This window comes from Brevibacillus composti, from assembly GCF_016406105.1.
Taxonomy (GTDB): Bacteria; Bacillota; Bacilli; order Brevibacillales; family Brevibacillaceae; genus Brevibacillus; species Brevibacillus composti.
In genome coordinates, this window is record NZ_CP066308.1 from 1,911,623 (window position 1) to 1,923,347 (window position 11,725).

The window sequence follows — 11,725 nt, forward strand, 5'->3', positions numbered from 1 at the left end:
GATGGAATACTTCGCCAAGTTTGGAGATTTTCAATTTGACGTATTGCGGGAAGTCGGCAACATCGGCGCAGGGCATGCGGCCACGGCACTATCCAAGCTGATCCAAAAGGAAATTGACATGAAAGTGCCGCAGGTCAACATCATCCCGTTTGATGAAGTGGCCAACTGTGTTGGGGGACCTGAAGCGATTGTCGTTACCGTGTTTTTGAGAGTAGAAGGCGACTGTCCGGGCAATATGTTCTTTATCCTGGACATGCCTTCCGCCGAGCATGTATTGGAGCAGATGATTGGCGAAGTGAAGAGTGTGGAGGAGTGGACGGAACTGGAGGTGTCCGCTCTTCACGAAGTCGGGAACATCCTGACAGGCTCCTATTTGTCTTCGCTTGCTGATTTTACCAATCTGAATCTCCAGCCATCTGTCCCTGCACTGGCAGTCGATATGGCCGGGGCGATCCTGAGCTACGGACTGCTGGAGCTGGGACGAGCAGGAGACTTCGCGCTCACCATCGATACCGCTTTTTTTGAAGGCAATGAAAAGGTCCAGGGACACTTTTTTCTGATTCCGGACCCGGAATCATTAAAGATACTATTTCGTTCACTAGGAGTACCATTCGATGGAGATTATTAAAATTGGCATGGCGGACCTTGGAGTCGCCAAATCCCCGGATCGGCTTCGCACTACGGGATTAGGGTCATGCGTCGGCGTCGTCTTGTACGATTCGGTGCATAAGGTTGCCGGGATGGCCCACGTCATGCTGCCTGAATCCTCGTTGGGAAAGGGTGGGGAGATTGCCATCGGAAAATATGCGGACACGGCAATCCCTCGACTCATCCAGGAGATGAAATTGGCCGGTGCGACCACATCCAATCTGGTGGCGAAGTTGGCTGGCGGCGCCCAAATGTTTGCGTTTCTCGGCAAGAGTGACACGATGCGGATCGGTCCGAGAAATGTGGAGGCTTGCAAGCAGGCGCTGAAACAGGCGCAGATCAAAGTCATCGCCGAGGATACAGGGGGCAATTGCGGAAGGACGATCGAGTTCGACTCTTCAACCGGCATTCTGCAGATTCGAACGGTCAATCAAGGTGTGAAGGAAGTATAGGAATGGTAGGAACCATGTGGGTCAATACAGGAATCGGTGCGCTCGCCTCCGTCATTACACTGGTTACGGCTTTGTCCGGCAACGTATGGCTCGTGTCCTTGGAGCGAGCAGGTTATGCCTTTATCCTTTTTTTTCTTGCTGCTTTCCCGATACGTTGGCTCGTCGCAAAAATCATGGGGTCTTCTGAACGCACAGAGGCTGCCGCTCCGGCCAATGTAGGCTCTCCAGCCGATGCAGCCGGAGGTCCTGTCCCTTCGGCTGAAGAGGATCAAGATTCGGACGAGGAAGAAGGTTTTACCCCGTTGGCACTGGATCAGTTTCGGAGAGTTACTCCCAACTATGATCCCACCACCGTCGCAGATGTAGTGAGGCGTTTAACTGATGAATAAAGGTTGGTGACTGAATCGTGGCACGGCTAACCAATCAAGAAAAAGTGAAGCAATTTGATAAGTGGGTCATGTGGAAGGAAGAAGGCAGCCGTGATGCGGAAGTCGACCTGGTCACGCAATACCTTCCTCTGGTGGACAAGGTAGCAAACCGTCTGGCTGTCAATCTGCCTGCTAATGTGGACAAGGACGACCTGGTCAGCTACGGCCGCTTCGGTCTCTTGGACGCGCTTGCCAAATTTGATCATACACGCGGCCTGCAATTCGAGACATACGCCATGTGGCGGATTCGCGGAGCGATGATCGATGGGCTGCGGGAGAATGACTGGATTCCCCGGACAGTCCGTGACAAGGGGAAGAAAATCGAGGAGGCTTACACCATACTGGAGCAGAAACAGCTCCGGTCGCCAACCGATCAAGAGGTTTCCGCCTATCTCGGAATCTCTGAAAGGGATCTGCAACAGGTCTATTACGAAACATCTCTCTCCACCATGATCTCGATCGACGAGACGGTGGGGGAAGAAGAAGAGCAGAAAACGCCCAGGCATTCCTACATCGTCGATGAAGTGACACCGAGGCCTGAACAGGTCGCCGAATCGACAGGGATGAAGGAAGTGCTGACGGCTGTCATCGATAAACTGCCAGAAAAAGAGCGCCTGGTGGTCTCGCTGTTTTATTTTGAAGAGTTAACGCTCTCCGAGATCGCTGAAGTGATGAGTTTGTCGCCGTCCCGGATATCGCAGCTTCATTCCAAAGCGATTTTCCGCTTGCGTTCTGCCCTGGCCAGATGGAAGTCTCAATTGATGTAAACCGCATAGAGAGAGAAAGTGTTTATCGCATGGGGAGATCTATTACACGGGAGCAGAGGCCCATGGTATGAGAGGGGATGTAAGATGGAAGCTATAGGAAAGTACAAGCTGGAAATCAAAATCTCTCAGGACAAGTTGGAAGCGGCAATCATGGTAGTAGTCGCGGATGAAGTGGCAGGATCATCCATCGAGGTTACGGAACAAGACGTAAGGGCTGCGCTGCGCGAGCATAAGATCACGCACGGCATCCTGGAGTCCGTCGTTCGCGATCTCTGTATGAGTCCCGCCAAATTCATCGGCAATCCGGTTACGATTGCGGTGGGAACACCGCCGATGCCGGGAGTTGACGGCAGGATTGAGTACACGTTTTATGAGATCAACCAAGAGGACAAACGTCCAAAGGAACTGGATGACGGTCGCGTCGATTTTTACTCGATCACCAGCATTCCCAACGTGGTGAAGGGACAGCTCCTGGCGCGCAGGACTCCTCCTACGCCCGGACAACCGGGTACTTCCGTTACCGGAGAGCCCATTGTTCCTATCCCTGGGAAGGAAGCCGTATTCAAGCCTGGAAAAAATGTCGTCGTCAATGCGGAAAGAACTTCGCTCTACGCGGCGATCGACGGCCAGGTTTCCTTTACAGAAAATGAGAAAGTAAACGTTTTCCCGGTGTTTGAAGTCAACGGCGATGTTGATTTTAGCATTGGGAATATCGATTTTGTGGGAACAGTGGTCATTCGCGGTAACATCCCGACCGGATTTCGGATAAAAGCATCGGGTGACATACGCGTCCTCGGGAGCGTCGAGGGAGCCGAACTGGAAGCGGGCGGCTCTGTCGAGATCAAAAGCGGGATTGTTGCCCAGGATAAGGGGCATGTGATTGCCGGAAATGATGTCAGGACCTCCTTTATTCAGAATGGAAACGTCACGGCAGGAAATCAGGTGCTGGTCTCCCAGAGCATCATGTTTTCCCAGGTGCGAGCAGGGAAACAGATTATCTGCAACGGCCCCCGCGGCATCATCATCGGCGGTACGCTGCAGGCGGGGGAAAGAATCGAGGCCCGCGTGATCGGCAATACCAGCGCGACTCCAACCGTTTTGGAAGTAGGGGTGAAGCCGGAATTGAGACAGGAGCTGGCCGAGGTGAACCGGGAACTCCAGGTCGTGTACGAAAATTTGCGCAAAACCGATCAAGGGCTGGGCGTGCTGAATCACATGCTGCAAGTCAACGGCGAGCTTTCCCCTGACAAGAAGGCCATGCAGATCAAGCTGACGAATACGAGGCTGATCCTGGAGAAGGAAGGGAAGCAGCTGGAAACGCGAAAAAAAGAGGTGGAGGCCGAGCTAGAAGGAGATTCTCCCGCTTCCATCGACGTGTACTACACGATGTACCCAGGCATTAAAATGGTATTTGGCAAGCTGGTTCGCTTTATCAAACAGGAGTTTCCTCGTACCCGTTTCCTCGTCGTCAATGGGGAGATCACGACAGCGACTCTCCTCTAACCGAGTGGTTCGGCAAAGGAGCTGAGGCGTAGATGAGTCTGAAAACGGTTGAATTGCAAGTGGCCGTGCCACGGACCGCAGAGGTCGGCCGCCTTCAGGAGCAGTATCAGAACCGCCTGCACAACGAACAGCATCTCCTGCATCAGGAACAGAAAATAACGGACCGGCAAAAGAGTCAGCGTGCAGCAGATGTCAATGAAACGGAGAAAAATCGCTTGCGGGAGAAAGAGCGGGAGCAACAGCACGGGGGCAGAGATTTCTCATCCCGTGCATCGGAGGAGGGCGGCAGCCCATCGGAGGGGAATTCTCCTTCGACGGTGGAGGTCGCCATGAGAGATCCGCTCCGCGGCCGGTATATCGACATCTCCCTGTAGCGATAGCAGCATGGACACATTGAGGGAAGCATGGTGACTATCATGAATTGGTCTTACTATATACTGATGGGCGCGGGTGTGGCCGCCATGGTGATCGGGCTGCTATTCTCCGCTGCCCGATCACGAAAAGCCAAGGCAGCACATCCGCAACTGAGCATGGACGAGATGAATCAGACGCTGCAGCGCTTTGTCCTGCAGATCAAGCAAGAGACGGAAGAAGAGCAGCGAAAGGTAAAAAGAGTCCTGATCCAGCAGAGAGAAGAGCTGGAAGAGGCAAAGGAGCGATTGGCGGCGGCTGAAAAGGAGTTGGCCGCACTGCGGCAAGCGGGGAACCGGGCCCCGGCGGCAAAACCGCAGGAGAGCCAGCCTGAGGAGAGAGCGGATATGCTGGCGATGCGGGAGCGGTACCGCCGCGTCTTTGAATTGCACGAGGAGGGTCTTTCGCCGGATGAGATTGCGAAAAGACTGGGCGCGGGCAGGGGAGAGATCGACTTGATTCTGTCGCTTGCGTCCCCGAGAGAGCGGGGGATGGCTCATGAACAAAACTGACCTCCTCTTTGGATTCGGTGCGGGTCTTTTGATCGCGGCCTCTGTGCTGGGAGCGGTGGATCAGCTGCAAGAGCCGGCAGTCCCCCAGTCGCTGACGAGGGAGCAGCTGGAGAAAGCTGCGCAAGAAATGAAGCTGGTGGTTCTCTCGCAGGAGGAGCTGGATCATTTGCAGCAGGAGAAAAAGGTATCGCTTGAGCCGGTGCCTGTACCGCCCAAGCGGCCCTCTGCCCCGGAGGCAGCTTCGCCGGAAAAACCGCAAACATCGGACGCCGCTGCACCGGATAAGCCGCGGACGGCCAGCACTGCCGCGCCGCGTAAGCCCGAGACTGTCTCGTCTGAGGCGAAGGCGGTTTCGGCAGTCACGCGTGCGCCTGCTGCTGCAGAGCCGAAACCGGTCGACAGCCCGGTGCAGCCGGTCACCCCCCCTGTCCCGCCGGCAGCAGAGCAGCCTTCCGCCCCAGCGGACGTAGAGCCGGCGGTGCCTGCGACAGCATCGCAGGGGGGAGAAGCGGAAACCAAAACAATCAAAATCCCCTACAAGGCGACCGCGGAAAGTGTGGCGCGGACGTTGGTGGAGTCGGGCATTTTATCCGCGGACCACGATTTGATCGAGACCCTCCGAAAACAGGACAAGCTGGATCGGATTCGCGTGGGAACCTACCAGATTCCCCTCGGTGCCAGCGAAGAAGAGATTGTGAAAATCATTGCGACGCCTCCTACCAGATGAGGCGTCTTTTTTGATCCAAAATGGGATTCGTTTCTTGCAATCGCATAGGTCATATGATATATTGATTAACGGTGTTGAATTCGCACGTCCACCAATTCCGGCAAGGGTGCTGCCTGAATGGCAGTTTTGCTTGGAAAATGCGGTGAGGCGGAGGTAGGCACAAAAAAACCATTTCATGAGGAGGTGTGAAAATATGGCAGTGATTTCGATGAAACAGCTGCTCGAGGCTGGTGTTCACTTCGGTCACCAAACTCGTCGCTGGAACCCGAAAATGGCACGCTATATCTTCACCGAACGTAACGGCATCTACATTATTGACCTGCAAAAAACCGTGAAAAAAGTTGAGGAAGCGTACAACTTCGTACGTGAACTCGCTCAAAACGGCGGAAAAGTGCTCTTCGTAGGAACGAAGAAACAAGCACAAGAATCCGTGAAGGAAGAAGCAGAACGCACAGGCCACTACTACATCAACCAACGCTGGTTGGGTGGTACCCTGACGAACTTCTCCACAATCAAAAAGCGTACAGCTCGCCTGGCTGAGCTGAACCGCATGGAAGAAGACGGCACTTTCTCCGTACTGCCGAAGAAAGAAGTCATCGTTCTTCGCAAAGAAAAAGAGCGCTTGGAAAAATTCCTGGGCGGTATTGCCCATATGCAAGAGCTGCCTGACGCTCTGTTCGTAATCGATCCTCGCAAAGAGCGCATCGCTGTAGCGGAAGCTCGCAAATTGGGTATTCCGATCGTAGCGATTGTAGATACTAACTGCGATCCGGATGAAATCGACTACGTTATCCCTGGTAACGACGATGCCATCCGCGCGGTTAAACTGCTGACTGCAAAAATGGCGGACGCTCTGACTGAAGGTAGCCAAGGCAACCAAGGCGGAGAAGAAGTAACAACAACTGCGTAAGCAAGTGTAAGAGGGTGGACTGAGGGTTTCAGAACCCCGTCCACCTTTTTTGGGCGATAGGGGCTTGTCAAATTGTACCTGTCGACATACGTGCCCGGATGCAGGCGGCGCCTGTATCCCCGTCGGGCACGAGCATGATTTTGTGCTTCACACCGATACTTACAACCGATTCGATCAAGGAGGTCTATGGATATGGCAATCAGTGCACAAGCGGTAAAAGAACTGCGCGAGCGCACGGGCGCAGGGATGATGGACTGCAAACGCGCTCTGGAAGAGACAAACGGTGATTTGGAAAAAGCGATTGACCTGCTGCGCGAGCGCGGTATCGCGAAAGCCGCGAAAAAAGCAGGCCGCATCGCAGCGGAAGGCTTGACTGCATACGCGACCAGCGGAAATGTAGCAGCCATCGTGGAAGTAAACTGCGAGACAGACTTCGTAGGGAAAAACCCTGAGTTCCAAGAACTCGTAAAAGACGTAGCTGAGCATGTGGTCAGCCAGCGTCCTGCTACCGTAGAGGAAGCACTGGAGCAGCCTTTCAAAGGCCAAGGCGAAACACTCGGCCATGTCATCAGCGAAAAAATCGCGACGATCGGAGAAAACATCTCCTTCCGCCGCTTTGCGATCCTCGAAAAATCCGACAACGGCGTATTTGGTACCTACCTGCACATGGGCGGCCGCATCGGCGTTCTGGTTGCACTGGAAGGCACGAAAGACGAATCCCTGGCAAAAGATCTGGGCATGCACGCAGCAGCGGCCAACCCGCGTTTTGCCAACCGCGAAGAAGTTTCCGCTGATGAAATCGAGCGCGAGCGCGAGGTTCTGAAAAACCAAGCGCTGGCAGAAGGCAAGCCAGCGAACATCGTAGAGAAAATGGTCGAAGGCCGTCTCTCCAAGTACTTCGAAGAATACGTGATGGTGGAACAGCCATTCGTAAAAGATCCGGACAAAAAAGTGTCTGCTCTGTTGAAAGAGCAAGGCGCTACCTTGAAAGGCTTCGTTCGTTACCAAGTGGGCGAAGGCATCGAGAAAAAACAGGAAGACTTTGCAGCAGAAGTAATGGCGCAAGTTAATAAGCAGTAAAATGAAAATAGGGAACACCTGCGTGTTCCCTATTTTATAAGAAATCGGACCGTCTGCCACGCGAATGAGAAAGTCGCCTGTGAGCTGGAAGGATTCCTAGGAAAGCACAGAGAATGTTTCAAGAATGGAGGCCGTTTCACATGCCACTTCCTGCCTATAAACGGGTTGTGTTAAAGTTGAGTGGGGAAGCTCTGGCTGGAGATCTCGGGTACGGTATCGACCCGAAAGTGATTTTCTCCGTCGCTAACCAGATCAAAGAAATTGTAGAATTGGGAGTACAGGTCGCAGTTGTCGTAGGCGGTGGGAATATCTGGCGCGGACTCTCGGGCAGCTCCAAGGGGATGGATCGGGCGACAGCCGATTACATGGGGATGCTGGCAACTGTAATGAACTCGCTCGCCCTGCAGGATGGATTAGAAAAAGTGAACGTCCCGACTCGTGTACAAACGTCCATCGAGATGAGGCAAGTTGCCGAACCATACATACGCCGCAGAGCGATACGCCACCTGGAAAAAAATCGCGTTGTCATCTTTGCGGCAGGGACGGGGAACCCTTACTTCTCCACCGATACAACTGCTGCACTGCGCGCTGCCGAGATTGAGGCAGAAGTGATCCTGATGGCCAAAAACAAAGTAGACGGTGTCTATTCTGCCGACCCTAGCCTGGACAGCAGCGCGGTCAAATACGACAACCTCACCTTCCTGGAAGTGCTCAGCAAGGGACTCGGCGTCATGGACTCCACGGCATCCAGCCTTTGCATGGACAACGATATCACGCTGATTGTTTTTAATATCTCGGAGGAAGGCAATATTCGACGCGCCGTTATGGGTGAAAAAATCGGAACACTGGTTAAGGGGGAATCTTGATATGCCACAAACCATTATCAAAGATATGGAAGAAAGAATGGCAAAAGCCATCGCCACCCTGAAGAAAGACCTTGCTAGCCTGCGTGCGGGGCGTGCCAACCCGGCGATGCTGGACAAAATCGTGGTGGACTACTACGGCACGCCGACGCCGATTAGCCAGCTGGCGAACATCAGTGTGCCGGAGCCGCGCCTGTTGACCATTCAACCATGGGATAAATCCTCCCTCAAGGAGATCGACAGAGCGATTCAGCAGTCGGACCTGGGGCTGACTCCTTCCAATGACGGCGTCATCATCCGCATCGCCGTGCCGCCGCTTACGGAAGAGCGCCGGAAGGAACTGGTGAAAGTGGCGAACAAAAGTGGGGAAGACGCGAAAGTAGCGATTCGCAACATCCGCCGCGATGCCAACGATGAAATCAAAAAGCTGGAGAAAGCGGGCACGATCTCCGAAGACGAATCCCGCCGCCATCAGGAGACCATTCAAAAGACAACAGACAAATATATCGCAGACGTCGACAAAACCGTCAAAGAAAAAGAAAAAGACATTCTGGAAGTATAATGCTTGATCCCCCTCGACAGAGGGGGATGAATGTCTATATCTCTCATTATGGGGGAACACTTTATGTTAGAACATCTCGCGCGCAAATGGGCTCGAAAAGAGAAAATGGAGCAATCCGCAGAGTTTGACAGCAATGGCATGATTCCCAATCACATCGCTGTGATTATGGATGGCAACGGGCGTTGGGCCAAAGCGCGGAATCTTCCGAGGATTGCCGGACATCGCTCAGGCATGAAGACCGTGAAGGAAATCGTAAAAGCTTCTGATGAGATCGGCGTCAAATATTTGACGATGTATGCCTTCTCGACTGAGAACTGGAAACGTCCGCGAGAAGAAGTCGACTTTTTGATGAAGCTTCCGCAGGAATTTTTGACGACAGAATTGGATGAATTGGTCGAACGGAATGTTCGGATTCGCATGGTCGGCAGCAAAGAAGAACTGCCTGCCCATACATTAAAAGCACTGGAGACCGCCGAAGAAAGAACGAGCGGAAATACGGGCTTGCAATTAAATTTTGCGCTGAATTACGGGGCGCGAAAAGAAATTGCAATCGCTGTAAAAGATATTGTGACCCGTCTGCAAGCGGGTGAGATCGCCCTGGAACAAATAGACGAAGAGATGATTTCCCGGCATCTGTACACGAGTGACTTCCCGGACCCTGACCTCTTGATTCGCACCAGTGGAGAGATACGCCTCAGCAACTTTATGCTGTGGCAGCTGGCCTACACAGAAATGTGGTTTACCGATGTGCTTTGGCCTGATTTTACCAGGGAACATTTGTATCAAGCGATTGCGGAATACCAGGGACGAGCTCGTCGCTATGGAGCGGTTTAAGCCAAGAGGTGGAATCAGTTGAAGCAGCGGATCATAACAGGCCTCATTGGTGGGGCGGGCTTTTTGTTAATGGTTTATCTAGGGGATGCGTGGTTTTCCCTGCTTGTATTTGCTTTGGCCGTCATAGGCCTTTTTGAATTTTTGCGGATGGCAAAGGTACAGCCGCTGAGCGCAGCGGGCGTCGTAGGGTATCTGCTAATGATCAGCCTCTTGTGGCCGACTCTTTCCTTCGGTGGCAGCGGGACGATCGCCATGCCCGATTTTTTGCTTCCAGCGACCCTTCTCTTGCTGGTGTACGCCGTTTTTCGCAAAAACCAGTTTCACATCGAACACGCCGCTCTTACTTTGGTAGGAGCGTTATACATAGGCTATGGCTTCGCTTTTATGGCAGCCCTGCGCAATGTGCCCGATACCGGTTTCATGATGACCGTGTTGGTAATCATCGGCATCTGGACGACGGATTCCGGTGCTTATTTCGTGGGCAAAGCCATCGGAAAACGCAAACTTTGGCCAGCGATCAGCCCCAATAAAACCATTGAAGGCTCGGTAGGGGGCCTGCTGGCTGCGGTCGCAGTGGTGCTGGCCGTAAATGCCTGGATCGGCAACATTCCCGTGGAGAAAGCGCTGATGATCGCCTTGGTGACAGGGATTGCCGGTCAGCTCGGCGATCTGATTGAATCTGCGATCAAGCGTCATTTTGGCGTAAAGGATTCAGGGCGCATCTTCCCCGGACACGGCGGCGTGCTGGACCGCTTTGACAGCATGATTCTCGTGTTTCCGATTCTTCATTTGCTGGGAATGGTCTAGGTGGATATGCCATATATAGAAAGACATAGAGGGTGAAATCCTTGAAACGAATATCGCTCTTGGGCGCCACAGGCTCCATTGGGAAAAGCACATTGGACGTGGTCGCTCAACATCCGGAGCAGTTTACAGTAACCGCCCTGGCGGGAGGAGCAAACGTCGACTTGCTGGCTGAGCAGGTCAAGCAGTTTCAGCCGGCGCTGGTCTCGGTGGGAACAGAACAGGGAGCTAGAGAATTGCGCGAACGTCTGGGTACAAGCCGCGTCGAAATCGTCTATGGGGAAAAAGGATTGCAGCAGGCGGCGCGTCATCCGGAAGCGGACTTCGTCCTGACGGCTGTCGTGGGCAGCGTGGGGGTGGCACCTACGCTGGCCGCGATTGAAGCGGGCAAAACGATCGGACTGGCCAACAAAGAGACGCTCGTCAGCGCCGGCCACATCGTCATGAAAGAGGCGAGAGCGCGAAATGTCTCCATCATCCCGGTAGACAGCGAGCACTCCGCAATATTTCAGTGCATGCAGGGCGAACGGCGAGAAGACGTGTCGCGTATCATCCTGACGGCCTCGGGGGGCTCTTTTCGCCATTTGAGCAGGGAGGAGCTGGCCGGGGTCACCGTCGAGCAGGCCCTTGATCACCCGAACTGGAGCATGGGCGCAAAAATTACCATCGATTCCGCCACGATGATGAACAAAGGCTTTGAAGTAATTGAAGCCCATTGGCTGTTCGACCTGCCTTATGATCAGATCGAATGTGTTTTGCATTATGAGAGTATCATTCATTCGATGGTAGAATATAAGGACAGGGCGGTAATGGCACAGCTGGGCACACCGGATATGAGGGTGCCGATTCAGTATGCGCTCAGCTACCCGGCCCGCATGCCGCTGGCAACGGAGCCGCTCGATCTCTTGAAAAGTGGGACACTTCATTTTGCACCGATGGATTTTGAGCGTTATCCTCTGTTACAATTGGCGTATGAGTGCGGCAAGCAGGGAGGTACCTATCCCGCCGTATTGAATGCGGCCAATGAAGTAGCAGTTGACAGCTTTTTGCGCGGGCATCTGGCCTTTTTGCAGATTGAGCAAATCGTCCGGCTGACAGTGGAGGCTCACCGCGCCGTGAGCGAACCCTCTCTGGAGGAAATACTCGATGCAGACAGATGGGCGCGCGAGGAGGCTGCCAGCTGCATACGCAAAAACCTGCGTTAATTTAGGAATGAAAGGTGGC

The 11,725-nt window shown here is 53.6% G+C and carries 15 protein-coding genes; all 15 read left to right on the forward strand.

All coding sequences use genetic code 11. The annotated features are described in order from the left end of the window. Nucleotide 1 precedes the first annotated feature (1 nt). The 15 genes from JD108_RS09945 to JD108_RS10015 all read left to right on the forward strand — a co-directional run bounded on the left by JD108_RS09945 (nucleotide 2) and on the right by JD108_RS10015 (nucleotide 11,706). Entirely contained in the window at nucleotides 2-628 is a 627-nt protein-coding gene (locus JD108_RS09945) for a chemotaxis protein CheC (protein ID WP_198829659.1), read from the forward strand. After that, a complete protein-coding gene (locus JD108_RS09950; protein WP_198829660.1) occupies nucleotides 615-1,100 on the forward strand; it encodes a chemotaxis protein CheD in 486 nt (161 codons plus the stop codon). Before JD108_RS09945 ends, JD108_RS09950 begins: the two co-directional genes overlap by 14 nt. A gap of 2 nt (nucleotides 1,101-1,102) precedes the next feature. Beyond that, entirely contained in the window at nucleotides 1,103-1,489 is a 387-nt protein-coding gene (locus JD108_RS09955) for a hypothetical protein (protein WP_198829661.1), read from the forward strand. Nucleotides 1,490-1,506: 17 nt separating this feature from the next. Next, nucleotides 1,507-2,295 carry a FliA/WhiG family RNA polymerase sigma factor gene (locus tag JD108_RS09960; RefSeq protein WP_198829662.1) on the forward strand — a complete coding sequence of 263 codons (789 nt, stop codon included), beginning with the start codon at nucleotides 1,507-1,509 and terminating at the stop codon, nucleotides 2,293-2,295. Between the two features lie 84 nt (nucleotides 2,296-2,379). Next, nucleotides 2,380-3,798, forward strand: a complete 1,419-nt coding sequence (locus tag JD108_RS09965; RefSeq protein ID WP_198829663.1) for a flagellar assembly protein A — start codon at nucleotides 2,380-2,382, stop codon at nucleotides 3,796-3,798. A 32-nt stretch (nucleotides 3,799-3,830) separates the two neighbouring features. After that, nucleotides 3,831-4,172, forward strand: coding sequence for a hypothetical protein (locus JD108_RS09970; RefSeq protein WP_198829664.1), 342 nt, complete (start codon nucleotides 3,831-3,833; stop codon nucleotides 4,170-4,172). Between the two features lie 42 nt (nucleotides 4,173-4,214). Next, the gene (locus tag JD108_RS09975) at nucleotides 4,215-4,721 is read left to right on the forward strand and encodes a DUF6115 domain-containing protein (protein WP_228728369.1); all 507 of its coding nucleotides are present in this window, start codon (nucleotides 4,215-4,217) and stop codon (nucleotides 4,719-4,721) included. After that, nucleotides 4,708-5,448, forward strand: coding sequence for a DNA polymerase III subunit gamma/tau (locus tag JD108_RS09980; RefSeq protein WP_198829665.1), 741 nt, complete (start codon nucleotides 4,708-4,710; stop codon nucleotides 5,446-5,448). The genes JD108_RS09975 and JD108_RS09980 overlap by 14 nt, the downstream gene beginning before the upstream one ends. Before the next feature lie 193 nt (nucleotides 5,449-5,641). Beyond that, on the forward strand, nucleotides 5,642-6,358 hold the full coding sequence (gene rpsB, locus JD108_RS09985) for a 30S ribosomal protein S2 (protein ID WP_198829666.1): 717 nt from the start codon (nucleotides 5,642-5,644) through the stop codon (nucleotides 6,356-6,358). A gap of 192 nt (nucleotides 6,359-6,550) precedes the next feature. Continuing rightward, nucleotides 6,551-7,438, forward strand: a complete 888-nt coding sequence (gene tsf / locus JD108_RS09990; protein WP_198829667.1) for a translation elongation factor Ts — start codon at nucleotides 6,551-6,553, stop codon at nucleotides 7,436-7,438. A gap of 140 nt (nucleotides 7,439-7,578) precedes the next feature. Beyond that, nucleotides 7,579-8,304, forward strand: a complete 726-nt coding sequence (gene pyrH / locus JD108_RS09995; RefSeq protein WP_198830061.1) for a UMP kinase — start codon at nucleotides 7,579-7,581, stop codon at nucleotides 8,302-8,304. A gap of 1 nt (nucleotide 8,305) precedes the next feature. Beyond that, the gene (gene frr, locus JD108_RS10000) at nucleotides 8,306-8,863 is read left to right on the forward strand and encodes a ribosome recycling factor (RefSeq protein WP_198829668.1); all 558 of its coding nucleotides are present in this window, start codon (nucleotides 8,306-8,308) and stop codon (nucleotides 8,861-8,863) included. A gap of 63 nt (nucleotides 8,864-8,926) precedes the next feature. Continuing rightward, nucleotides 8,927-9,697 (forward strand): undecaprenyl pyrophosphate synthase, encoded by a 771-nt coding sequence (locus JD108_RS10005; RefSeq protein WP_198829669.1) that lies wholly within the window; start codon nucleotides 8,927-8,929, stop codon nucleotides 9,695-9,697. 18 nt (nucleotides 9,698-9,715) lie between these two features. Further along, nucleotides 9,716-10,504, forward strand: coding sequence for a phosphatidate cytidylyltransferase (locus JD108_RS10010; RefSeq protein ID WP_198829670.1), 789 nt, complete (start codon nucleotides 9,716-9,718; stop codon nucleotides 10,502-10,504). A gap of 41 nt (nucleotides 10,505-10,545) precedes the next feature. After that, entirely contained in the window at nucleotides 10,546-11,706 is a 1,161-nt protein-coding gene (locus JD108_RS10015; RefSeq protein WP_198829671.1) for a 1-deoxy-D-xylulose-5-phosphate reductoisomerase, read from the forward strand. The last annotated feature ends 19 nt before the right edge of the window (nucleotides 11,707-11,725 follow it).

Excerpts from the sequence above, each read along its gene's own strand:
- JD108_RS09945 (WP_198829659.1), top strand. The coding sequence starts at position 2 with ATGGAATACTTCGCCAAGTTTGGAGATTTTCAATTTGACGTATTGCGG.
- JD108_RS09950 (WP_198829660.1), top strand. The coding sequence starts at position 615 with ATGGAGATTATTAAAATTGGCATGGCGGACCTTGGAGTCGCCAAATCC.
- JD108_RS09955 (WP_198829661.1), top strand. The coding sequence starts at position 1,103 with ATGGTAGGAACCATGTGGGTCAATACAGGAATCGGTGCGCTCGCCTCC.
- JD108_RS09965 (WP_198829663.1), top strand. The coding sequence starts at position 2,380 with ATGGAAGCTATAGGAAAGTACAAGCTGGAAATCAAAATCTCTCAGGAC.
- JD108_RS09970 (WP_198829664.1), top strand. The coding sequence starts at position 3,831 with ATGAGTCTGAAAACGGTTGAATTGCAAGTGGCCGTGCCACGGACCGCA.
- JD108_RS09975 (WP_228728369.1), top strand. The coding sequence starts at position 4,215 with ATGAATTGGTCTTACTATATACTGATGGGCGCGGGTGTGGCCGCCATG.
- JD108_RS09980 (WP_198829665.1), top strand. The coding sequence starts at position 4,708 with ATGAACAAAACTGACCTCCTCTTTGGATTCGGTGCGGGTCTTTTGATC.
- rpsB (WP_198829666.1), top strand. The coding sequence starts at position 5,642 with ATGGCAGTGATTTCGATGAAACAGCTGCTCGAGGCTGGTGTTCACTTC.
- tsf (WP_198829667.1), top strand. The coding sequence starts at position 6,551 with ATGGCAATCAGTGCACAAGCGGTAAAAGAACTGCGCGAGCGCACGGGC.
- pyrH (WP_198830061.1), top strand. The coding sequence starts at position 7,579 with ATGCCACTTCCTGCCTATAAACGGGTTGTGTTAAAGTTGAGTGGGGAA.
- frr (WP_198829668.1), top strand. The coding sequence starts at position 8,306 with ATGCCACAAACCATTATCAAAGATATGGAAGAAAGAATGGCAAAAGCC.
- JD108_RS10005 (WP_198829669.1), top strand. The coding sequence starts at position 8,927 with ATGTTAGAACATCTCGCGCGCAAATGGGCTCGAAAAGAGAAAATGGAG.